Annotated in this window: 17 protein-coding genes; 15 read left to right on the plus strand and 2 right to left on the minus strand. The window is 69.9% G+C overall.

Going from position 1 to position 23,901, the window contains the following annotated elements; genetic code table 11:
• Positions 1-19 precede the first annotated feature (19 nt).
• Genes OHA25_RS30190 through OHA25_RS30200 form a run of 3 tightly spaced genes read left to right on the plus strand, consistent with a single transcriptional unit; the run spans position 20 to position 2,704 of the window.
• On the plus strand, positions 20-769 hold the full coding sequence (locus tag OHA25_RS30190) for a LytR/AlgR family response regulator transcription factor (protein WP_327590822.1): 750 nt from the start codon (positions 20-22) through the stop codon (positions 767-769).
• Entirely contained in the window at positions 766-1,170 is a 405-nt protein-coding gene (locus OHA25_RS30195) for a hypothetical protein (RefSeq protein ID WP_327590823.1), read from the plus strand. Before OHA25_RS30190 ends, OHA25_RS30195 begins: the two co-directional genes overlap by 4 nt.
• A 49-nt stretch (positions 1,171-1,219) precedes the next feature.
• Positions 1,220-2,704 (plus strand): sodium/solute symporter, encoded by a 1,485-nt coding sequence (locus tag OHA25_RS30200; RefSeq protein ID WP_327590824.1) that lies wholly within the window; start codon positions 1,220-1,222, stop codon positions 2,702-2,704.
• 36 nt (positions 2,705-2,740) lie between these two features.
• Here OHA25_RS30200 and OHA25_RS30205 read toward each other — a convergent pair whose 3' ends face one another.
• Both OHA25_RS30205 and OHA25_RS30210 read right to left on the minus strand, forming a co-directional pair.
• Entirely contained in the window at positions 2,741-4,945 is a 2,205-nt protein-coding gene (locus OHA25_RS30205) for a helicase-associated domain-containing protein (protein WP_327590825.1), read from the minus strand.
• Between the two features lie 114 nt (positions 4,946-5,059).
• Positions 5,060-6,052, minus strand: a complete 993-nt coding sequence (locus tag OHA25_RS30210) for a LacI family DNA-binding transcriptional regulator (protein WP_327590826.1) — start codon at positions 6,050-6,052, stop codon at positions 5,060-5,062.
• 11 nt (positions 6,053-6,063) lie between these two features.
• Here OHA25_RS30210 and OHA25_RS30215 point away from each other — a divergent pair, with 11 nt between their 5' ends.
• The 12 genes from OHA25_RS30215 (at position 6,064) to OHA25_RS30270 (ending at position 23,895) form a co-directional block, all read left to right on the plus strand.
• Positions 6,064-7,227, plus strand: coding sequence for a trans-sulfuration enzyme family protein (locus OHA25_RS30215; RefSeq protein WP_327590827.1), 1,164 nt, complete (start codon positions 6,064-6,066; stop codon positions 7,225-7,227).
• Between the two features lie 51 nt (positions 7,228-7,278).
• Complete coding sequence (locus OHA25_RS30220; RefSeq protein ID WP_327590828.1) at positions 7,279-8,541, plus strand: ABC transporter substrate-binding protein; 1,263 nt, start codon at positions 7,279-7,281, stop codon at positions 8,539-8,541.
• Positions 8,538-9,422, plus strand: a complete 885-nt coding sequence (locus OHA25_RS30225; protein WP_305921890.1) for a carbohydrate ABC transporter permease — start codon at positions 8,538-8,540, stop codon at positions 9,420-9,422. The genes OHA25_RS30220 and OHA25_RS30225 overlap by 4 nt, the downstream gene beginning before the upstream one ends.
• Positions 9,419-10,243, plus strand: a complete 825-nt coding sequence (locus OHA25_RS30230) for a carbohydrate ABC transporter permease (RefSeq protein WP_327590829.1) — start codon at positions 9,419-9,421, stop codon at positions 10,241-10,243. Before OHA25_RS30225 ends, OHA25_RS30230 begins: the two co-directional genes overlap by 4 nt.
• A 489-nt stretch (positions 10,244-10,732) precedes the next feature.
• Positions 10,733-13,552: a glycosyl hydrolase family 95 catalytic domain-containing protein gene (locus OHA25_RS30235; RefSeq protein WP_327590830.1), complete on the plus strand. Its 2,820-nt coding sequence runs from the start codon at positions 10,733-10,735 to the stop codon at positions 13,550-13,552.
• Between the two features lie 182 nt (positions 13,553-13,734).
• Positions 13,735-14,064, plus strand: a complete 330-nt coding sequence (locus OHA25_RS30240; RefSeq protein ID WP_327590831.1) for a DUF485 domain-containing protein — start codon at positions 13,735-13,737, stop codon at positions 14,062-14,064.
• A gap of 17 nt (positions 14,065-14,081) precedes the next feature.
• Entirely contained in the window at positions 14,082-15,680 is a 1,599-nt protein-coding gene (locus OHA25_RS30245; protein WP_327591064.1) for a solute symporter family protein, read from the plus strand.
• Positions 15,681-15,977: 297 nt separating this feature from the next.
• Positions 15,978-17,687: a hypothetical protein gene (locus OHA25_RS30250; protein ID WP_327590832.1), complete on the plus strand. Its 1,710-nt coding sequence runs from the start codon at positions 15,978-15,980 to the stop codon at positions 17,685-17,687.
• A gap of 54 nt (positions 17,688-17,741) precedes the next feature.
• Positions 17,742-19,589 (plus strand): MBL fold metallo-hydrolase, encoded by a 1,848-nt coding sequence (locus OHA25_RS30255; protein ID WP_327590833.1) that lies wholly within the window; start codon positions 17,742-17,744, stop codon positions 19,587-19,589.
• Positions 19,586-20,626, plus strand: a complete 1,041-nt coding sequence (locus OHA25_RS30260; protein WP_327590834.1) for a LacI family DNA-binding transcriptional regulator — start codon at positions 19,586-19,588, stop codon at positions 20,624-20,626. The genes OHA25_RS30255 and OHA25_RS30260 overlap by 4 nt, the downstream gene beginning before the upstream one ends.
• A gap of 108 nt (positions 20,627-20,734) precedes the next feature.
• Positions 20,735-21,346, plus strand: a complete 612-nt coding sequence (locus tag OHA25_RS30265; RefSeq protein ID WP_327590835.1) for a D-sedoheptulose-7-phosphate isomerase — start codon at positions 20,735-20,737, stop codon at positions 21,344-21,346.
• The gene (locus OHA25_RS30270; RefSeq protein WP_327590836.1) at positions 21,343-23,895 is read left to right on the plus strand and encodes an alpha-mannosidase; all 2,553 of its coding nucleotides are present in this window, start codon (positions 21,343-21,345) and stop codon (positions 23,893-23,895) included. The genes OHA25_RS30265 and OHA25_RS30270 overlap by 4 nt, the downstream gene beginning before the upstream one ends.
• Positions 23,896-23,901 lie beyond the last annotated feature (6 nt).

Genomic DNA, 23,901 nt, shown 5'->3' on the forward strand with positions numbered 1-23,901 from the left:
GTCGGTTTTATCACTATCTATGGCACAACTCCGGGTTCTCGCGGTCGATGACGAGCTGCCCGCCCTCGAAGACCTGTCGTACCTGCTGCGCGCCGACCCCCGCATCGGCGAAGTGGCCACCGCCAGGGACGGCGCCGCGGCGCTGCGGCTGCTCGACCGCGCCATCGCCGACGGCAGGCCCATCGACGCGGTGTTCCTCGACATCAGGATGCGCGGGCTCGACGGCGTCGTGCTCGGGCGGCTGCTGTCGCAGTTCGCCAACCCGCCCCGGGTGGTGTTCGTGACGGCGTACGAGGAGCACGCCGTGGACGCCTTCGAGATCAAGGCCGAGGACTACCTGCTCAAACCGGTACGCCCGGAGCGGCTGGCCGAGGCGATCCGGCGGGTCGCGGTGTCGGCCGACGTGCCCGTGGAGAGCGGCGAGACCGACACGATCCCGGTCGAGCTGGGCGGGGTGACGCGGTTCGTGTCCAGCGCCGACGTGATCTACGTGGAGGCGCACGGCGACTACGCGCGGCTGCACACCGCGGCCGGCAGCCACCTCGTCCGCATCCCCCTGGCCACGCTGGAGGAACGCTGGGCCTCGGCCGGGTTCATCCGGGTGCACCGCAGCCACCTGGTCGCCGTCAAGCACATCGAGGAGTTGCACATCGACTCGGGCAAGTGCACCGTGCGGGTGGGCGACACGGAGATCCCGGTCAGCCGCAGGCACACGCGCGAGCTGCGCGACCTGCTGGTCCGCCGCGCCAGGAAGGGCAGGCAGGAATGAGCCCAGAGCCGCGTCCGGCACGCCGCATCATGCGTGAGGCGCCGCGCCGGGTGGCCGTGACGAGCCCGCGCACCGCCGCCGCCCGCCGTCCCCGCTTCCCCGCCACCCGCGAGATCGACGAGCAGACCCGGCTCGGCGAGGTCTACATGCGCTCCCTGCTGCGCACCCAGTTCCGGCTGGCGTTGTTCGTCTGCACCTTGCTGGCCTGCGTGGTCGGCGGCCTGCCGCTGCTGTTCCTGCTCATCCCGGAGCTGCGCGAGGTGCACCTGCTCGGCGTGCCGCTCCCGTGGGCGGTGCTCGCCGGCCTCATCTACCCCGCCTTCGTCATCGGCGCCTGGTGGTACGTCCGCCAGGCCGAGCGCAACGAACGCCACTTCGCCGAACTGGTCGAGCGCCGATGAGCGAGCGCATCGTCAAGCTGGGGCTCATGCGGCCGGCGGAGCCGATCGCATGAGCCTGACCGCGGTCCTCGTCGTGGTCGTGGCGGCCGTGCTCATCGGGGCGTTCGGCATCAGGGTCTCCCGCACCACCTCCGACTTCTACGTCGCCTCCCGCACCGTCAGCCCGCTCTGGAACGCCTCGGCCATCGGCGGCGAGTACCTGTCGGGGGCCTCCTTCCTCGGCATCGCCGGGCTGATCCTGTCCTTCGGCGTGGACATGTTGTGGTTGCCCGTCGGCTGGACCGGCGGCTACCTGGTGCTGCTGGTGCTGGTGTCGGCGCCGCTGCGCCGCTCCGGGGCGTACACGCTGCCCGACTTCGCCGAGGCCAGGCTCGAGTCGATGACCGTGCGCCGCACGGCCAGCGTGCTCGTCGTGCTGATCGGCTGGCTCTACCTGATGCCGCAGTTCCAGAGCGCCGGCCTGGTGCTGCGGACGATCACCGGCGCGCCCGTCTGGGTCGGCGGGCTGCTGGTCGCCGTCGTCGTGGCGGTGAACGTGCTGTCGGGCGGCATGCGGTCGATCACGTTCGTGCAGGCGTTCCAGTACTGGCTCAAGCTGACGGCGCTGGCGGTGCCGCTGGTGTTCCTGCTGATGGCCTGGCACGCCGACGGCGCGCCCGGCGTCAGCGCGGCCGACGCCGCCACCTGGCAGGTGCCGCTGGCCGGGGCCAAGGAATACGGGCTGTACTCGACGTACTCGCTGATCCTGGCCACCTTCCTGGGCACCATGGGGTTGCCGCACGTGCTCGTACGCTTCTACACCAACCCCGACGGCCGAGCCGCCCGGCGTACGACGCTGGTGGTGCTGTCGCTGCTCGGCGCCTTCTACCTGCTCCCGGCCGTGTACGGCTGGCTCGGCCGCCTCTACACGCCCGGCCTGGCGCGCACGGACACGGTCGTGCTGACGCTGCCCGCCCAGATGATCGGCGGCACCCTGGGCGACGTGCTGACCGCCCTGGTCACCGCCGGGGCGTTCGCCGCGTTCCTGTCCACGTCGTCGGGACTGACCGTGTCCGTGGCGGGAGTGATCGCCCAGGACCTGCTCAAGGGCAGCGTGCGCTCGTTCAGGATCGCCACGCTGATGGCGGTGGCGGTGCCGCTGGTCCTGGCGTTGTGGGCGCGGGCGCTGCCTGTGGCGGACGTGGTGGGGCTGGCGTTCGCGGTGGCCGCCTCGTCGTTCTGCCCGCTGCTGGTGCTGGGCATCTGGTGGCGTCGGCTCACCACCACGGGGGCGCTGGCCGGGCTGTTCGTGGGCGGCGGGCTGGCCTGCGCCGCGGTGCTGGCCACGATCACGGGCGCCCCGAGCGGCTTCACGGCCGCGCTGCTGGCCCAGCCCGCCGCGTGGACGGTGCCCATCGCGTTCGCGGTGATGGTGGCGGTGTCGTTCCTGACCCCGCACCGGGTCCCGTCCGGCGTGGCCAGGACGATGGTCAGGTTGCACACCCCGGAGAACCTCGACCTCGACCGCGGCGACTGGCGCCCCCGGTCTTCCTAAGACTGCGCTGCGGGCACTTCGGCCCGGCTCCCGTTCCTACGGCAGATATGCTTTGGTGATCTTGGCGCGGGGGATGGTGTGGCCTCGATCGCAGTCGTGGCAGTAGCCGGTCACCACGTTGCCCGCGATGGTCAGGTCCTCCATGTAGTGCTCGCGCCGCTGCCACACAATGACGATCACCTCGCCGGTGACGGCGGCCAGTGCCATGGCCTCGCCTTCTGCGTCGGTCCCGTTGCCCTGGAGGATGGCTGCGGCCGCCGCAGCGGTGTCGGTGTCAGTGTGTTTCTTGACGTCCACCGCGAGTCGGCGCCGCTGGATGCTCTCCGCCCTGATCGTTCCGTCTGACGCCACGCTGACTGGGGCGTGGCCTCCCTGGCGCAGCAGCCGCAGGGTCTCGTCGGGTGGCAGGGCGGCGAGCGCGACCGTGGGCGCGATCTGGCGCAGGCCCAGCTTACGGAGCGCCTTCGCGCCGCACAGCTCGGCGATGACCGCGGGGTCGGTGGCGATCACGACGGAGGGTGTGGAGGTCACCTTGATGACGCCGTGCTTGCGGGCGGTGTCGTTGACGAGATAGCGCAGCGGCTGAGGGATCGCCTTGGCGGAGAAGCGGGCGAGATCGGCGAGCAGGGTCTCGGCGGTGGTGCCCGCGTCCAGCGCCCTGCGTATGGTCTTCTCGGAGAACCGCCACACGCTGGCCCGGTCGCGTGACTCCAAGTCGGCGCAGCCGTTCAGGAAGGTGGCCAGATCGGCAGCGGGGATGCCGGACACGATCGCGGTCAGGTCGTTCTGCAGGGTCGCCGTCGTCACCGGCGTGGGGAACAATGCGCTCACTGCACCGGTGTCCGGGTCCTGCTCGCTGTGGTTCGTCTCGCCGTTCCCCAGGAGGGCACGGCCGAGGGAGGTGAGCGCTCCACCGGCGATGATCCCGAGCAACTCGCCCTCGCGCAGGGCCGCGGCGACGAACTCATCGGCCGTCTGCGCGGCCTCCGCGGCCGCCCGCGTACGCCACGCCACCGCGTCCTTCACCCCGGCGGCGTCCGTGCCCAGGCCCGGAGTCAGGGTGCGCAGCGTCTCCAGGGTCGCGCGCCGGATCCGGCCCGCCCCGCATTCGAACTCGTACGGCGGCGGCAGCGGCTCCATATGGTCCTCGCAGCAGCCCACAACGCGGTAGGTGGCCGCCTGCGGCAGCCGGAGCCAGACGTCGGCCAGCGCCCGCCATCTGGCGTCGGGGGAGTGCGCCAGCCAGTCGTCGACCAATGTGGTGCTGACCAGCCGCTCGCCCAGCTCCGAGGCGATCAGGTCGGCGCCGAAGGCGATGTCGAGCCACAGCACGGCTTCTTGCTCGGACACGCCGAGCAGCTTGGCCAGCCGCCTGAGCTCACGGACGCCCACACCGCCGGACTTCAGCTCGGTGATCTGCTCCGTCCCCGCCAGCTCCACGAGGGCTTGGATGCGGTCGATCGCGGCCAGCGCGGCGCCCACGCCGTCGGCCTCGGGACGCGGCCCGGCCGGCACGTCGGGTTGTCCGGTGAGCGCCGGCTTCCAGCCGTCGCCGCGCAGGGCCAGCGCCACCTCCCTGGGCATCTCGTACTCCCAGCCGTCGCGGAGGACGAACCCGGCGTCGACCAGGCGTTGCACCGGATGCGTCCGAGACACCGAGCCGTAGTAGAGCTGCTCACCGCCCAGCACGGGCGCCCTGGACGCCATGGACTCCGCTAACGCGACGGCCTGGCTCGGGAGCTTGGCCGCGCGGGAGCGTACGGAGGCGCCGTCGCGCAGCAGCTCCTCGGCCCGCCTCACCAGGTCGGCCTTGCGGCCCAGGGGCTGCCCGCCGAGCGCCTTCACCATCGTCTTCAGCGCTTCGGCCGTGACCTTCTTCTCGAACTCGCGAAGCGGCCTGCCCAGCGCGAACGGGTGCGCCCACAGGCCGGGATGGTGCGGGGAACGTACCGTGTCGCCGTCGAGCGCGATCAGCCCCCTTCCGGCCAGCAGGTCCAGCACCTCGCCGAGCCGGCCGTGCGGGTCGCGCAGCGTGGCGGACAACATGTCGCGGGTCGTCTCACCGCCGGCGGCCTGTATGGCCTGGCTGACGGTGTGGCAGTCGGCGTCCAGGTCGAGCAGGACGGGGACGGCCAGGTCGGGCCTGGCCAGCAGGCGTTCGAGCACCTCCAGCGAGGGCGCCACGGCCAGCTCCGGCCTGTTGCGAAGGAGACGGGTGAGGTCGGCGGTCACACGAGGCACGAACCGACTGTAGCGGGATGAGCACTGCGCCCGGACAAGGAAGCGCACTTAAGCCCCGGCCCCGGGGACATCTGCCCCGCCACGCGGCATCTCCGGGCTCCCTTTCGCGTGAGGTCAGGGAGGTGGCAGCTCGCCCGAGCCCCTGGCCACCAGCTCCACGGGCACCTTCACCCGGCGTGGCGCCGGCGAGGGGTTCAGCAGGAGGTCCACCGCGCTGTGGGCCAGGCGGGCCACGTCGTAGCGGACCACCGTCACCCCCGGGTTGAACACATCCGCCAGCGCGAAGTCGTCGAACCCCACGTACGCCGGCCGCTCCGGCCGCTCCCGCAGCGCCTGCAGGATCCCGATCGCGGCCCGGTTGTTGGTGGCGAAGAACGCCGTCGGCGGATCCTCCAGGTCCAAGAGCCTGGTGACCTCGCGGGACACCCGCCACGGATCGAAGACCCCCCGCACCACCAGCGTCTCGTCCGCGGTCACCCCGGCCGCGTCGAGCGCCGTGCGGAAGCCGGTGGCCCGGTCGTGCACCGAGCTCAGCCCATTGTCGTCGGAGATCAGCGCGATCCGGCGATGCCCGCGGGCCAGCAGGTGCTCGGTGGCCGCGCGGCCGCCCCGTACGTCGTCGAGGACCACGACGTCCGCCGCCTCCAGCCCCCGCGGCACGCGGTCCACGAAGACCATGCGCAGGGTCGTGTGCTCGGCCAGCCAGGCGTGGTCGGCCGCCGAAGGGACCATGATCAAGGAGTCGACGCCGCGTGCGGACATGGACTCGATGAGCATGCGTTCCTTGTCCGGGCTCTCCTCGTACGAGCCGAACACCACCAGCGCCTCGTGCTCGGCCGCGGCGGCCTCCACGGCGGCGGCCAGGCGCGAGTAGAACTCGTTGGAGATGTTCTCCATCACCAGGCCCAGCGTCAGCATCGTCGCGCCCCGGGCCAGGCGGGCGGCGGCCTCGTTGCGGCGGTAGCCGAGCGCGCTGATGGCCGCCTGCACCCGCTGCTGCAGCGACGCCCGGACGTGGGGCTCCTGGTTGACGACCCGGGAGACGGTCTTCAGGCTCACCCCCGCGTGCTGGGCCACGTCCGCCATGGTCGGCTTGCGTGTTGTCATACTCTGCCCCCATGGATGACGAATGGATCTGTGGCCGGTTGGGCGAGGACGAGCCCTGGGTGCTGGGGGCGGTCAACCCGCCGGTGTTCGAGAACTCGCTGTTCACGTTCGCGACCGCGCAGGAGCTCGGCGAGGCGGTCAGGAACGAGGACGAGCGATACGTCTACTGGCGGGGGACCAACCCGACGGTCGATCTCGCCCAGCGTAAGCTGGCCGCGCTGGAGCGGGGAGAGCGGGCCAAGTGTTTCGGCTCCGGGATGGGCGCCATCTCGGCGACGATCTCGTCGCTCGTGTCGGCCGCCGACCACGTGCTGGTGCTGGGCGCGGTGTATGGGCCGACCACGCAGTTCCTGCGTTACCTGGAGAAGTTCGGCGTCACGCATACGCACGTCGGCGACCTCGCAGAGGGTGACAGCGCTATCAGGGCGGACACGCGCCTACTCTACTTCGAGTCCCCCTCCTACATGGCCTACGCGGTCGTCGACATCGCCGAGGTGACGGGGTGGGCGCGCGAGCGCGGGCTGGTGACCGTGATGGACAACACCTGGTCCACGCCGATCTTCCAGAAGCCGCTGACGATGGGCGTCGACCTGGTCGTGCACTCGTTGTCGAAGTACATCGGCGGGCACAGCGATCTCGTCGGCGGCGTGGTCGTGGGTTCCTCGCGGCTGATCCGGCCGCTGGCGCTGACGGAATACCAGCTGTACGGGGCCGCGATGTCACCGCACGACGCGGCCAAGGTGATCAAGGGGTTGCGCACGCTGCCCGTGCGGATGGCGGCGCACCAGGAGCGAGGGCTGGCGGTGGCGGGGTTCCTGGCCGATCACCCGGCCGTGCGGGTGGTCAACCATCCGGGGTTGCCGTCACACCCGGGGCATGCCGTCGCCCTGCGGCAGATGTCGGGGTTCTCCAGCTTGTTCAGCATCGAGCTGGCGACCGAATCGCGGGAAGAGGTCGCGATCTTTCTCGATAAATTGCGACATTTCAGGATCGGCGTGTCCTGGGGTGGGTTCGAGAGTCTGGTGAACGCTCCCGCCCTGTCCACCGAGGAGAGCGTTCGGGCCACCATGGGCATCCCGGTCGGCCTCGTCCGCCTCTCGGTCGGCCTGGAGCCGGCGGACACTTTGATCAAGGATCTCGGTCTAGCGCTGGAAGGCGTAGGTCGCCTAGCGTGACTGACAGCGCTGTCCAAACCAGCGCTGTCAGAAACACGCGGGAGGCTCCCCATGACAAAGCCCCTCCTGGCGGCCGCGGTCGCCGCCACGCTGGTGCTCACCGGCTGCGGCTCCGGCTCCGGCTCGTCGTCCTCGGGAGAGGTACGACTCCGCATGATCGAGAGTTTGACCAGCCCCGAACGCACGAAGCTCATCAAGACCCTCATCGCCGACTTCGAGAAGGCCAACCCGGGCGTCACGGTCGAGCTCGTCTCGCCACCGCTCGACAGCGCCGACCAGAAGATCACCCAGATCCTGCAGACCAAGAAGGACCTGGACGTGCTGGAAGTACGCGACCACACGGCCAAGTCCTTCTCCAACAACGGCTGGCTGGCCGAGCTGCCCACCGCCGAGTGGCCCGGCTGGTCGGACCTGACCGAGCTGGCCCAGAAGAAGGCCGTGGAGGTCGGGGGCAAGGCCTACCTGATCCCGTACGGCTTCTACCAGCGCACACTGTTCTACCGAACGGACTACGGCATGACCCAGCCCCCGACGACCTGGGAGGAGCTCTACGCGGCCGGCAAGCAGATGACCTCGGGCGACCGCTACGGCTACTCCTTCAGGGGCGGCAAGGGCGGCGCCGACTACGCGGTGATGATGATCAGCGCGTACAACGGCGAGGCGCTCAACCCCGAGAAGTCCTTCTACCTGAAGGACAAACGCACGATCTTCTCCACGCCCGAGGCCGCCCAGGCCATGGAGCTCTACGTCAAGATCTTCAAGGAGGCGTCGCCGCCCGACTCGGTGTCCTGGGGTTACCCCGAGATGGTCCAGGGCTTCACCTCGGGCGTCACCGGCATGCTCATCCAGGACCCGGAAGTGATCAAGACGGTCGAGGACAGCGGCGTCACCGCCTGGTCCACCGCCCCCATCCCCAAGGGCCCCACCGGGTACGCCTTCCAGCCCGTCGGCTACGCCGGCTGGGGCGCCACCTCCTTCACCAAGCACCCCAAGGAAGCGGTCAAGCTCGTGCAGTTCCTGTCGGAGGCCAAGCAGAGCATCGCCTTCGCCAAGGGCAACTCGCTCATCCCCATCTCCAAGCAGGCGCAGAGCGACCCGCAGTTCTCGCAGGGCGCGTGGAAGGCGTACCTGCAGGCGCAGCAGGACCCCAAGCAGGTGATCACGATCAGGCCGGTCGACTACCCCGGCTGGAGCCAGTTCCTCGTCGACTCCGATCGTGACGTCCAGGCGCTGATCACCGGCAAGACGACCGTCGCCGACGTGCTCAAGTCGTGGGACGCCTTCTGGATGGATCAGGCCAAGAAGGTTTCATGAGGACCTTCAACGTCCGAAGGGCCAGGTTCATCGCGCTGTGCCTGCTGCCGGGCGTCGTGTTCGTGGCGCTGTTCACGTACTACCCGGTGCTCCGCGGCGCGGTGATGGCCTTCCAGCAGTACAACCTGTTCGACCTCACCTCGACGCCCTTCGTCGGCCTGGAGAACTTCCGTGCCGTGCTGGGCGAGGACCGGTTCTGGACGGCGCTGCGGAACACCGGGACGTGGGTGGTCGTGTCGCTGTTCTTCCAGTTCTTCCTGGGGTTCGGGCTGGCGCTGCTGCTGCGGCGGCACTTCCGGGGGCGCGGCCTCTACCAGGCGTGGGTGTTCTTCCCGTGGGCCATGTCCGGGTTCCTCATCGGGCTCCTGTGGCGGTGGATGTTCAACGGGCAGTTCGGCGTGATCAACGACCTGCTGCTCAAGACAGGGATCATCGACCAGCGCATCGGCTTCCTGGCCTCGCCGGGATGGGCGATGACGTCCGTGATCGTGGCCAACGTCTGGTACGGCGTGACGTTCTTCGCCATCATGATCATGGCCGCGCTGCAGTCGGTCCCGAAAGAGCTGTACGAGGCGGCATCCGTGGACGGGGCCTCGCGGCTGCGGCAGTTCTGGCACGTGACGCTGCCACACATCCGGCCCACGCTGGCGCTCATCGTGTTGCTGCGGATCATCTGGATCCTGAACTTCCCGGACCTCATCTATTCGATGACCGGCGGCGGCCCCGCCGGCAGCACCGACATCATCACGACCTTCCTCATCCAGCAGGTCATCGGCGGAGACTACGGCCGGGCCGGCGCGGTGGGCCTGCTGATCCTGGGTCTGCTGCTGTCCTTCAGCGTCTTCTACCTCAACGCCACGAGATTCGAGAAGTCCCGATGAGACGTGTCGCGACGCTCGCCAAAGTGGTCGTGCTGACCGCCTGGCTGCTGATCACCCTCTTCCCCCTTTACTGGATCGTCATCACCTCGCTCAAGCCCAAGCCCGAGATCTTCGCGGTGCCGCTCAAATACTGGCCCGGCACGGTGACGTTCGAGCACTACGCGGAGCTGTTCTCCTTCGCCGACTTCGGGACGTATCTGCTCAACAGCCTCATGGTCTCCCTCGTGGCGGCCGGGTCGGTGACGGCCATCGGAGTGCTCGGCGGCTACACCCTGGCCCGCTTCGCCTTCCCCGGCCGGGGAGCGCTCATGCTGGCGTTCCTGGTCACCCAGATGATCCCGCTGTTCATCGCGCTCGGCCCGCTCTACCTGCTGATGTCCGACCTCGACCTGCTCAACCGGCTCGCCGGGCTCATGCTCGTGTACGTCGCCATGCTGGTGCCGTTCTCCACGATCATCATGCGCGGCTTCTACGAGCGGGTGCCGGTCGCGCTGGAAGAAGCCGCGCAGGTGGACGGGGCGTCGCGCCTGGTGGCCATGGTCCGGGTGGTGATCCCGGTCATGCTGCCGGGCATCGCGGCGACGTTCATCTTCGCGTTCGTGCAATGTTGGAACGAATTGTTCCTGGCGATCACGTTCATCGACAGCGAGGACGCCAAGACGATCCCGGTGGCCATGAACTCCTTCATCACGCAGTACGACATCGACTGGGGCTCGATGGCGGCCGCCACCGTGGTGTCCGTCGTGCCCACGCTCGTGATGTTCGCCGCCATCCGCCGCTACATCGTCGAAGGGCTGACGGCGGGGGCGGTCAAGGGCTGACCCGGTAGCGGATGTCGCGGAAACGGGACTCGGCCCGGCCGGACCCGTGGTGGTAGACGCCGTTCTTGAAGTGGCGGATCGCCGGGCCGCGGTCGGAGACGGTGGCCACGTGCCGGTCGTCGACGTAGACGTCGATCTTCCCGGCGGTGTCCGAGCCCTCTGACGTACGTGAAGCTCACCTGCCGCCATGCGGCGGCGTGGGCCGGGTCGGCGCCCAGCAGGATCGTGATGGCGGCGACGGCCATCGTGCGTTGTAACGGCATGCGTGTGTTGTACCGGCGCCGGGGCGCGATGTCCAGATGCATCCGATGATTTGGCCGCTCCGGGAATGTGCGGTCGCCGAACGGAAAACCTTGGTAGTGCTATCTCCGCAGCTCAAGTAGGAAGGAAGGTTTCCTGAAGGTTGACGGATGAGCACAAGATTCCTTGACGGCGGTGAATCTATGTGTCATACAGGCGAAAGATCCGATCTCTTTCTGGAGAGCCCCGATGACACCTCCCATCGAAGACCCGACCCGCCGAGCCGTCATCGGCGGTTTGGGGCTCGCCCTCGTCCCCATCACCACCGCCTCGCCCGCGCAGGCAGCGGACGGCTGGCGCCTGCAGGAGCACGTGCCCTGGGCGGAGTTCATGAAAGGCCAGGACCTGCTCTGGGGCAAGCTGCCCAAGGCCTGGCACGAGGGCCCGTTCCTCGGTGACGGGCTGCTGGGCAGCATGATCTACCAGGAGCCGGGCCAGAACAAGATCCGCTTCACCGTCCAGCACGGTCGCGTCCAGGACCACCGGCCCCAGTTCGGCAGCGGCTGGGGCACCTGCCGCCTTCCCGTCGGCCATGTCACCCTCGACCCCGCCGGCACGATCACCGCCGTCGACTGGCGGCTCAGCCTGTGGGACGCCGAGGTCACCGGCACCGTCACGACCGACAAGGGCACGCTCGTCTTCTCCGCGTTCGTGCACGACGAGATCCTCGTCGCCAAGGCCGAGGCGAGCGGCGAGGAGCAGGTGCGCTGGGTCTTCCACCCGGCGGAGGCCATCAGCCCGCGCGCGGCCACCGAGGCCCCGCCGAGCGGTTACACCCGCAACCCGCCCTGGACCACCGCCACCGCCGACGGCGTCGAGCAGGTCGTCCAGCCGCTCGCCGGCGGCGGGCAGACCGCCACCGCCTACCGCGTCCAGGGCGGCACACTCCAGGTGGCCGTGGCCCACAGCTTCCCGGCCGCCGACGCGCAGGAGAGCGCGCTCGGAAAGATCCGGAACGCCGCGCCGTCCGGGATCTTACGGAAGCGGCACCGGGACTGGTGGCACCACTTCTACGCCAAGAGCTTCATCTCCCTGCCCGATCAGCGGCTGCAGAGCTTCTACTGGATCCAGCTCTACAAGGTCGCCTCGGCCAGCAGGGCGGGCGGCCCCGTCATGGCCACCACCGGCCCCTGGCTGGAGCCCACCCCGTGGCCGGCGGTCTGGTGGAACCTCAACGTGCAGCTCGAATACTGGCTCATCAACGGCTCCAACCACCTGGAGCTCGACTCGCTCACCACCACGCTGGACCTCAACCGGCAGCAACTCGTGGACAACGTGCCGGCGGCCTACCGCGCCGACTCGGCAGGCGTGGGCCGCAGCTCCGACATGTTCGCCAACCGCAGCGTCGGCACACCAGGCTCGGGGGCGGAGGTCGGCGACCTCACCTGGGCCCTGCACAACGCGTGGTTGTCCTACCGGCACACCATGGACGACCAGGTGCTGCGCGACACGGTCTTCCCGCTGCTGCGCCGGGCGATCAACTACTACCTGCACTTCCTGACCCCTGGCGCGGACGGCAGGCTGCATCTGCCCAGCACGCTGTCACCTGAATACCCCGTCACACCGTCCCAGGACACCAACTACGACTTGGCGCTGATCAGGTGGGGGTGCGGGACGTTGCTGGAGTCCGCGGCGCGCCTGGGCATCGACGACCCGCTCAAGCCGAAGTGGCAGGAGGTCCTGGACAAGCTCGCCGGCTACCCGGTGGACGGCAACGGGTTCATGATCGGCGCGAACACGCCGTACGCGCAGTCGCACCGCCACTACTCCCACCTCCTCATGGTCTACCCGCTCTACCTGGTCAACTGGGACCAGCCGGAGAACCGGGCGCTCATCGAGAAGTCCGTCGTGCACTGGCAGTCGTTGACCAGCGCGCACCGCGGCTACAGCTTCACCGGCGCGGCCTCGCTCTACGCGATGATGGGCCGGGGCGACACCGCCCTGTCCTATCTCGAGAGGTTCTTCGATCCGGCCGCCCGTTACCCGTGCCGGGCCAACACCCACTACGCCGAGGGCGGGCCGGTCATCGAGACGCCGTTGTCGGCGGCCCAGTCGATCCACGACATGCTCTGCCAGAGCTGGGGCGGGATCGTGCGGATCTTCCCCGCCGTGCCCGCGGCCTGGCAGGACGTCGCGCTGCACGACTTCAGGACCGAGGGCGCGTTCCTCGTCTCGGCCGTACGCAAGTCCGGACGCACGGAGTTCGTCCGCGTGCGGAGCCTGGCGGGGGAGCCGCTGCGGATCCTGCACGGGCTCGGTGGGCCGCTCACGGCGGTGCTCGACGACGGCCGGCCGGCTCAGGTGAAGGATCTGGGGGAGGGCGTGGTCGAGATCACTCTGAGCAGGGGACGGGAGGTCCTGCTCTACAGCGGTCGGCGGCCCGGCCTCGTCGTCGCCCCCGTGACGATCGCCGAGCCCGGTGAGCCGTGGGGCCTGCCGCCGGTCCCGCCGCCCGGGGCCACCACTCCGGTGGACCTGTCGGCGCACTTCGACAACGACGGCGTCTCCACCCACGAGGTCATGACCGACGGCAACGTGGACGGGTCCGGCTACACCTACCCGGCCGAGGAACTGCCGCCGGCCGGGCCGCTCACGCACGAAGGGCTGAGCTTCGTCTTCCCCGCCTACGGCGACGGGGTCGAGAACAACGTCACCGGGCAGGGGCAGACCATCGACGTGCCGCCCGGCACGTACGCCAAGGTGCGCCTGCTCGGGGCCGGCACCTCCGGCAGCGTCAGCGCCGCGCTGACCGCCACGTACGCCGACGGCTTCACCGCCCAGGTGCCGTTCATCCTGCCCGACTGGGGCGGCCAGGCCGGCGCCGGGACGACCGAGGTGCTGCGCTGCACCCACCGCCACGGCCAGAACGGCACGAACGCGCTACGCGTCGGCCTGTTCGAGACGCAGGCGGCCCTGGACCCGGCCAAGGAGCTGCGCTCGCTCACCCTCCCCACGCTCACCCGCCCGCAGCTCCACCTGTTCGCCCTCTCCCTGGAGGCGCCACGGTAGAGGCCGTAATGGGGTGAAAGGGATGGCCGACCGCTCGTCGCGTTGAAAGGACCTTTCGCCGCAAGCCATCACCAACTAATCGCCGCACGCCGTCGGCTCAGCGAACAACCCAGCTACGGATCTCCCCGGCGGGTAGGTTGCGCTCTTACCTTGAGCGTGATCCGCATCACAGTGGAGGTCCCGTGACAACAAGAGAACATGACGCGTCCGTATATGAACAAGTCCAGGAGAGCACCGAGTTCCAAGAACTAAAGAAACGATTCCGCGCCTGGACTTTCCCCATGACCGTGGCGTTCCTCGCGTGGTACCTGCTGTACGTCGTGCTGTCCGGGTGGGCGCGCGACTTCATGGGGATCAAGCTGCTCGGGGAGATCAACGTCGGGCTCGTCTTCGGCTTGCTGCAGTTCGTGTCCACGTTCTGGATCGCGTGGGCGTACGCGAGGCACGCCGAGAAGAAGCTGGACCCGATCGCCGACAAGCTGCGTCACGAGGTTGAGGAGAAGTCCAAGTGAGCTCGACCACGCTGGGAATGATCCTCTTCCTCACCTTCGTCGCCGCGACGCTGGGGATCACGTTCTGGGCGAGCCGCCAGACGAAGACGGCCGCCGACTACTACGCGGGCGGCCGGTCGTTCACCGGCGTGCAGAACGGCCTGGCCATCGGCGGCGACTACATGTCGGCCGCGTCCTTCCTCGGCATCGCGGGCATCATCGCCTTGTCCGGCTATGACGGGTTCCTGTACTCGATCGGGTTCCTCGTCGCCTGGCTCGTGGCGTTGCTGCTGGTGGCCGAGCTGATGCGGAACTCCGGCAAGTTCACCATGGCCGACGTGCTGGCGTTCAGGATGAGCCCGCGGCCGGTCCGTACCGCCGCCGGCGTGTCCACGATCGTGGTGAGCATCTTCTACCTGCTGGCGCAGATGGTCGGCGCGGGCGCGCTGGTCGGCCTGCTGCTCGGCATCACCACTCCGGCGGGCAAGGCGTGGACGATCGTCGGCGTGGGCGCGCTGATGATCGTGTACGTGGTGTTCGGCGGCATGAAGGGCACCACCTGGGTCCAGATCGTCAAGGCCGTGCTGCTGATGGGCGGTGCCGCGCTGGTGACGGCGCTGGTGCTGGGCAAGTTCGGCTTCAACCTGTCGGCGCTGCTCGGCCAGGCCGCCGCCACCAGCGGCCCGAAGGCCAACCCCGGCAACTTCCTCATCCCCGGGCTGAAGTACGGCACTGACGCCCAGGGCTTGGCCGGCAAGATCGACCTCATCAGCTTGGGTCTGGCGCTGGTGCTCGGGACGGCGGGCCTGCCGCACATCCTCATCCGCTTCTACACCGTCCCCACCGCCAAGGACGCTCGCAAGTCGGTCCTGTGGGGCATCGGCATCATCGGCACGTTCTACCTGCTGACCCTCATCCTCGGCTTCGGCGCGGCGGCCCTGGTCGGCAAGGACGCCATCGTCGCGGGCGACAAGGCGGGCAACACCGCGGCGCCCCTGCTGGCCCAGGCCGTCGGCCAGGACATCTTCGGCGATGTCGGCGGCACGCTCCTGCTGGCGCTCATCGGGGCCGTGGCCTTCGCCACGATCCTGGCCGTGGTCGCCGGCCTCACCCTCGCCTCCTCCTCCAGCTTCTCCCACGACCTGTACGCGCACGTCTTCAAGCGCGGCAATGCGACGGAGCGGCAGGAGGTCGTGGTGGCCCGCATCTCCGCGCTGGTCATCGGCGCCGTCGCGATCGGCCTGGGCATCCTCGCCCAGGGTCAGAACGTGGCGTTCCTGGTGGCGCTGGCGTTCGCTGTGGCGGCCTCGGGCAACCTGCCCGCGATCCTCTACAGCCTGTTCTGGAAGCGGTTCAACACGGCGGGCGCCGTGTCGGCGATCTACGGTGGCCTCGTCTCCGCCCTGGTGCTGGTGATCTTCTCGCCGGTGGTGTCCGGTGGGGAGACGGCGCTGTTCAAGACGGCCGACTTCGCCTGGTTCCCGCTGAGCAACCCGGGCATCCTGTCCATCCCGATCGGCTTCCTGTGCGGCTACCTCGGCACGATCATGAGCAAGGAGTACAACGCCTCCAAGTACGCCGAGATCGAGGTCCGCTCCCTGACCGGGGTCGGCGCGGAGAAGGCCGTCCAGCACTGAGTCCCTGCCCCCCATCGAGGCGCCGCCTGCCCTGAGGCGCCTCCCCGCCGAAGGCGTCCCACCCCCCGCCCGGGGCGTCTTCCGCGCCGAGGGCCCGGCCTCCTCGCGAGGCCGGGCCCTCCTGCTCTTCCACTCCCCACCAGGCGTGTACTGCGACCGGCCCGGGTTCAAGCTCATCCACATCGACTACGCGACCGGCGTACGGACCATCGAGAATTCCGGGTGATACTACGCCAGGCTCATCGCAGGGGGCGGACCGCTCCCGACCTGCCCAGGATCGAGGCATTCGGCCAACACATGCGCATCACCACCACCGACCAGGCCTATCACCTGGACAGCGGGCACTACCGGCTGACCGTCTCCCGTACCGACCCCAGCGCCGAGCTGGAAGGCTGGATGACGCTCAGCCTCCTCGCCTCTGTCGGCACCGCGAGCGGGCGGGACGAGACGTACGAGACGCTCCCGACCGTGCTCGTCGAGCGCGGCAACGTGGCGATCTTCGATGTCCCGCAGCGCACGACCGCGTGGGAGACGAAGATCGTCCGGCTGACCTGCTCTCCCGAGACGATCGCGCTGGAGGTGCGGGTCGAGGGCGACGGCGTGCTCGGCGACGTGACGCTGATGGGCGGGCGGGCCGTGCTCAACAGGGGCACGGCCGGCACGTTCCGCAGCGGGCTGCATGCCCGCGGCGTCTTCAACCCCGCTCCCACCCATCCTGTGCAGGTCGTGCGGCCGGTGTCCGTGCCGCTCGCGCTCACCGTGATCGGCGACGCCTCGCCGGGCCGGTTGCACGCGGTCTTCTCCCCGCCGCCGCTGGTCCTGGCCTTCACCAAGGAGGAGCCGGACGGCGCCACCGCCGTGCCGGACGGGCCGTGGCTGGGGGCCTCGGTACGCGCCGGGATCGCCGACCTGACCTTCACCGAGCTCGCGTACGAGCCGCTCGACGGCGGGGTGATGCTGCGCTTCGACTACGAGTGCCACACGGTGGTGCGTGGCTCATGGACGTCACCCGCGGTCGTCTTCCGCACCGCGTCCTCCCCGTGGGAGGCGATCGCGCAGCACCGCGAGGACCTGGTCGCGCACGGCCTGGCGCCCGCCGGGCCCGTCCACGAGCGGCACGACTGGTGGAGCGAGCCGATCTTCTGCGGCTGGGGGGCGCAGTGCGCCAGAGCGGATGGCCGGTCGCCGGTGGAACTGTCCCGTCAGGACCTCTACGACGAGTGGCTGGCCAGGCTCGAACGCCACGGCGTCGTGCCGGGGACCGTCGTCATCGACGACCGCTGGCAGCTGACGTACGGGGACATGGAGCCAGATCCGGCGAAATGGCCCGCGCTGCGCGAGTGGATCGCGGCCAGGCACGCGCGCGAGCAGCGGGTGCTGCTGTGGTGGCGGGCCTGGTCGGCCGACGGGCTGCCGGCCGAGGAGTGCGTGCTCGACGGCGGCGGCCGGGCCGTGGCCGCTGACCCGTCGAACCCCGCCTACCGGCTCCGCGTCCAGCGGATCATGGAGCGGCTGCTGGGCGACCTCGGGGCCGACGGATTCAAGATCGACTTCACGCAGTGGTTCCCCAGCGGGTCGCATCTGAAGTCGTACGGCTCGACCTGGGGCCTGGCCCTCCTGCACGAGCTGCTCGCCACCATGTACGACGCCGCCAAACGCGTCAAACCCGATGCCCTGATGGTCACTCACACGCCGCATCCCGCCTTCGGGGACGTCAGCGACATGATCCGGCTCAACGACTTGCTCGAGTACGACGCCCGTGGCGAGCTCGTGCCAGCCGCCGACCAGCTCCGCTTCCGCCACGCGGTCGCCACCCACGCCATGCCCGGCCATCTGATCGACACCGACCAGTGGCCGATGCCCAGCAGGGCGGACTGGCTGGCCTACGCCGAGGCGCAGCCGTCGCTCGGCGTGCCCGCGCTGTACTACGCCGAGCGCATCGACAACTCCCTGGAGGAGATCACCGGAGCGGACCTCGAACTGGTCGCGAGGTGGTGGCGGCGATGAGGCGGACCGCCAGGGCATCCATGTGGGAACGATACCGGATAGAATCGCGCCTCGATGAGCAGTGATGTGACCGAGGTTGTGCCCGGGGTGTTCCGCGTTGCGGACACCTGCCACGTTTACGTCGCGGCGGCCCCCGCGCAGGCGGGGGAGGAGCGCACCGGGATCGCGATCGACTTCGGTTCCGGCCGCGTGCTCGACCTCCTGCCCGAGATGGGGATCGACCGCCTCACCCACGTCCTGATGACCCACCACCACCGCGACCAGGCCCAGGGCCTGGCGAGAGCGGTCGGCGCGGGCATCCCGATCCACGTTCCGCCGGTCGAGCGCGACCTGTTCGAGAAGGTCGGCGAGATGTGGGCGGGGCGCCAGATCAGCAACGACTACGACCTGCGCGACGACCGGTTCTCCCTGCTCGACCCGGTGCCGGTGGCCGGCGTCGTGCCTGAATACCGGACGGCGACGTACGGCGGCGTGCAGGTGCGCGTGCTGCCCACCCCAGGGCACACCCCCGGCTCCGTGACGTACGTCGTCGGCAAGGCCGCCTTCACCGGCGACCTCATCTACGCCCCGGGCAAGGTATGGTCTCTGGCCGCGACCCAGTGGTCGTACACCGAGAACGAGGGCCCGGCCATGGTCATCCTGAGCTCCGAGCTCCTCCAGCGGGAGGAGCTCGAGGTGTTACTGCCGTCGCACGGCGAGCCGATGACCGACCCGCACGACGCGCTCCGGCAGCTCTCCCAGTCCATGCAGCGGTATGTGAACTTCCGTCGCCCCCACCCCTGGGACGTACGCGGACTCCTCCACAACCCCTTCGTCGAGGTGACCTCCCACCTGCTGATGAACCGGAGCGCCAATTCCCACAGCTACGTCCTGCTGTCGGACTCCGGCGCCGCCATGGTCTTCGACTTCGGCTACGACATGTCCACCGGTCTGGTGCACAACACCTCACGCGCGGCCCGCCGCCCCTGGCTGGCCTCGCTCCCCGCCCTGCGTGAGCACTACGGCGTCACCAGCATCGAGGTCGCCCTCCCCACCCACTACCACGACGACCACGTGGCCGGCATGCCGCTGCTGCGCGACGTCGAGGGTACGCAGATCTGGACCCCGTCCCACATGGCCCCCATCCTGGCCACGCCACTCCACCATGATCTGCCCTGCCAGTGGTTCGACCCCATCCCCTCCGACCGGGTGCTCGAGCTGGGGGAGACCGTGCGGTGGCGGGAGTACGAGATCACGGTGCACGACCTGCCGGGGCACACGTTGTTCGCGGCGGCGTACGAGTTCCAGGTGGATGGCCACCGGGTGCTGGTCACCGGCGACCAGCAGGACGGCATGGGCATCCCCGGCGAACGCCAGGAGAGCCTGAACTTCCAGTACAAGAACAGGTTCAGGATCGAGGACTACCGCAAGAGCGCCGCACTCTACCGGCGCCTGCGCCCCGACCTCATGGTCAGCGGCCACTGGCGCCCCCGCTGGGTGGACGACGACTATCTGCACATGCTGACCGAACGCGGCGAGGAACTCGTCGCCCTCCACTACGACCTGCTCCCGCTGGACCACCTGGACCTGGGGGCGGACGGGGTGCTGTGCCGCCTGACGCCTTACTACGCGAGCGTTCCCGCGGGCGGCGAGCTGGTGCTCACGGCCACCGTGCGCAACCCGTTCCCGGACAAGGTCGTGGCCACCATCGAGCCCGTCGTTCCCCCGGGCTGGCAGCGGGAGCAAGGGTCCCTGACGCTAAGGCTGCCCGGAGGGGGTATGGAGCAGGTGCATCTCCGTCTCGGCGCCGACGTCGTGCCGCGACGCCGCGTTCGCCTGGCAGTCGACGTGACCATCGGCGATCTGCGTCTCGGGCAGCACGCCGAGGCGCTGGTCGACGTGGTCGGGGAAGGGCCTCGATGACCTTAGAGCGGCGTACCCCCGTCAGCCGTTCCCGGCGGCCCACCATCAAGGATGTCGCAGAGGCCGCCGGCGTCTCCCGCTCCACCGTCTCCCGCGCGCTGACCGGCCGCGGGTACGCCGCCAGCGACGTGCGCGAGCGGGTCCTGCGCGCGGCCGCCGAGCTCGGATACGTTCCCGACGTCATGGCCCGCACGCTCAAACAGCAGGTCAGCAGGTCCGTCGGGATCCTGGTGAGCGACCTGCGCAACCCGTTCTACGCGGAGCTGGCGGCCGGGGCCAGCAGGGAGGCCCGCGAGCGCGGCTACACCATGGTGCTGGCGGACACGAGCCTGTCGGCCGAGGCGGAGAGCGAGGCCGCCGAGGCGCTCGTCGCGCTCAGGGTGGCGGGCGTGGTGGTGACCCCCAACTCCTCGGCCGTGTCCACCTACCTCTCCTCCCACGGCATCCCGGTGGTCGAGGTGGACCGGCAGTTCGCGCCCGGCTCGACGGACGGGGTGGTGGTGGGCAACCGCGTCGGCGCCCGTACGGCCACCGCGCACCTGGTCGCGCTGGGGCACCGCAGGATCGCGCTGTTCATCGACGAGACCGACTGGACCACCGGCTACGAGCGTTACCAGGGTTACCTCGAGGCGCTCGGCGCGGGTGACATCAAGGTGGATCCCGGCCTGGTCGTCTCGTCCGGCTGGGACGTGGCGGACGCGCGGCGCCGGGCGCTCGACATGTTGCGCGGGCCCGACCGGCCGACCGCCGTGTTCGCCGCCAACAACGTGCTCGCCGAGGGCGTCTGGCGGTCCATCCGCGAGCTGGGGCTGAGGGTGCCGGACGACATCAGCCTGGTCGCCTTCGACGACGCGCCCTGGATGAGCATGGTCTCGCCCATGGTCACCACCGTCTCGCAGGACACCTTCGGCCTGGGTGCGACGGCGATACGCAGGCTGGACGAGCGGATCGGGATGCCGGAGGCGGACTCCGTCACGACTGTGCTCACTGTGCAGCTCGTGGCCCGCGAATCGACTGCATCACCGCCCATAATCTGACATTTCACCCATTGGGTGCGTTGACCGACGGGAGAGGTCGCCCTAGGATCCGCTGTGGGAACGATGTCACAAGCCCTTGACGCGGCAGCCGTTCCCGTTGGAGGCCCCATGGAGCACGTTGGCGCAGACCCGGCCTGGGCGCACGGGGGGCCGCTGCCGGCGGTGCTCGCGGCACACGTGGAAGGACATCTCGCCGCCGCGCGGGGCATGGCGGCGCTGATCCCGGACGTGGAGGCCGCCGCGGACCTGATCATCGCGACGTTCGCGCACGGCGGCACTCTTTACACGATGGGCAACGGCGGCAGCGCGGCCGACGCCCAGCACCTCACCGGTGAGCTGATCGGCCACTACAAGCGCGAGCGCCGCCCGCTGCCCACGGTGACGCTGACGACCGACGCCACGGTCATGACGTGCATCGCCAACGACTACGCCTACGACAACGTGTTCGCCCGCCAGGTGCAGGCGCTGGCCCGTCCGGGCGACATGGTGGCGGCGTTCACCACCAGCGGCAACTCGCCCAACGTCATCAGCGCGCTCAAGGCCGCACGGAGCAAGGGCGCGGCGACAGTACTGTTCGGCGGCAGAGACGGAGGTGCCGCCGCCGAGCACGCCGACCACCTCCTCCTCGCCCCCTCCTCAGAGACGCCGCGCATCCAGGAGATCCACACACTGATGCTGCACATGATCAGCGAGAAGGTCGACGCTTGGGCGGCCGCATGACCCGGCGCCCGGCACCCATGGCCAACGCCCCCTCCGGCGCCCAGCCGTCCGGCCTGCCGCGTGCCCCCCGCCCGGCGGCCACCCCCGGCCGCACCCTGCACATGATCGGCAACGCGCACCTCGACCCGGTGTGGCTGTGGCCCTGGCAGGAGGGATATCAGGAGGCCCGCGCGACGTTCTGGTCGGCCATCCACCGCATGGACGAATACCCCGACTTCGTCTTCACCTGTGACCAGGTCGTGCTGCTGTCCTGGGTGGAGGAGTCGGACCCGGAGCTGTTCGCCAGGATCCAGGAGAAGGTGGCGGAAGGCCGCTGGGCGATGGCCGGCGGCTGGTGGGTGGAGCCCGACTGCAACATGCCCTCCGGCGAGTCGTTCGTCCGCCAGGGCCTGTACGGGCAGCGCTACCTGAAGGAGAAGTTCGGCATCACCGCGACGGTCGGCATGAACGTCGACCCGTTCGGCCACAACGCCATGCTGCCCGCGATCCTGCGCGGCCAGGGCATGGACTCCTACTGCTTCCTGCGCCCCGGACCGCACGAGGCCGACCTGCCCTGCACGATGTTCTGGTGGGAGAGCCCCGACGGCAGCCGCGTGCTGGCGTACCGGATCCCGTTCGAATACTGCAGCCCGCCCGGCGAGGTCGCCGGCCAGACCGAGAAGGCCCTGGGCCAGCTCGACCGCTCGCTCGGCGACCTGATGATCTTCTACGGGGTGGGCAACCACGGCGGCGGCCCCACCAAGGCCAACATCGAGTCCATCCACCGCTACGACCGGATGGGCACCTTCGGCGAGCTGACGATGTCCTCGCCGCGCCGCTACTTCGACGAGATGGCCAAGCGCCTGGGCGAGCAGGGCCTGGCCGAGCTGCCGGTGTGGCACGACGATCTGCAGCACCACGCCGCCGGCTGCTACTCCGCGCACTCCGGCGTCAAGGCGTGGCAGCGCCGGGCGCAGGCCGCGGTCCTGTCGGCCGAGCGGTGGGCGGCCGTTGCCGGCCACGACGTGCGCGCGGACCTGGAGCGGGCCTGGAAGCAGGTGCTGTTCAACCAGTTCCACGACGTGCTGCCCGGCTCGGCGATCGAGCCCGCCTACGACGACGCCCGCGACCAGCTCGGCGAGGCCGTCGCGATCGCCAAGCGGATCATCACCCGGGCCCACAACGTGATCGCCCGTGACATCCGCATCCCGCAGGAGGACGGCACCCAGCCGGTGGTCGTCTTCAACCCGCACCCGTGGCCGGTCACGACCCGGGTCGAGATGCAGTACGGGCTCGCGCCGGCGGGCGTGCGGGTCGTGGACGCGGACGGCGCCGACGTGCCCTGCCAGCGCACGCAGTCGGTCGCCACCACCGACGACAAGGGCCGCGGCGCCACGGTCTTCCAGGCCGAGCTGCCACCGCTGGGCTACCGCCTCTACCGCCTGCGCCAGGGCGCCGCGACGGCCCCGAGCGGCCTGTCGTGCGGCGAGACCCACATCGAGAACGACGTGCTCCGCCTGGAGCTCGACCCCGCGACCGGCTGGCTGTCCAGCCTGCTCGACAAGCGCACCGGCGTCGACCTGGTGGCCGGCGCGGCGGGCGAGCACACGGTGATCTGCGAGGACCCGACCGACACCTGGGGGCACCGCGTCATCTCCTACGACTGGCCGGGCGAGGCGATGGCGGTCACGAACATCGTGCTGCGCGAGCAGGGCCCGCTGCGTGCCCGCATCCGGGTGGAGCGGGAGTGGGGCCGCTCGACGATGGTGGAGGAGTTCATCCTGGGCGCGGGCGGCGACGACGCGGTCGAGGTGCGGGTCACCATCGACTGGCGGGAGCAGGCCCACCTGATGAAGCTGCGTTTCCCGGTCGCGCTGGAGTCCCCGGCCGCCACCTATGAGATCCCGTTCGGGCACTTGAGCAAGCCACTCGACGGGGCCGAGGAACCGGCGCAGTCGTGGGTGGATCTGTCGGGGGCCGGCGCCGGCCTCGCCGTCGTGAACAACGCCAAGCACGGCTACGACGTATCGCCCGGCGACCCCGGCCGCAGCCCCAGCATCGGCATCACCGCCGTGCGCAGCCCCGTCTACGCCTGGCACGACCCACGGCTGCTGGACCCGGAAGGGTACTACTCCTACCAGGACCAGGGGACGCAGCGGTTCACGTACCTGCTGGTGCCGCACGCCGGCGACTGGCGGGCGGCCGGGCTCGCGCGGCGGGCCGCGCTGCTCGGCTCCCCGGTGCGCGCCATGCTGGAGAGCTTCCACGACGGCGCGCTCCCCGCCGCCCGCGGCTACCTCGACGACAGCGGCGGCCAGATCATGGTCACCGCGGTGAAGGCGCACGAGGACACCCCACGCGACCTTGTCGTCCGCGCCGTCGAGACCACCGGGCGGGCCGGCGTGGCCACCTTCGACATCCCGCTCGCCGGGGTCCGGCTCACGGCGGACTTCGGGCCGAGCGAGATCCGTACGTTCCGGATCCCGCTCGACGATCCGCTCTCCGCGGTCGAGACGAACCTCGTCGAGCTGACCACCCGCAAGGGCGCGTTCACAGTGGAAGCATGGTGATCATCG

The organism is Nonomuraea sp. NBC_00507 (assembly GCF_036013525.1).
Taxonomy (GTDB): Bacteria; Actinomycetota; Actinomycetes; order Streptosporangiales; family Streptosporangiaceae; genus Nonomuraea.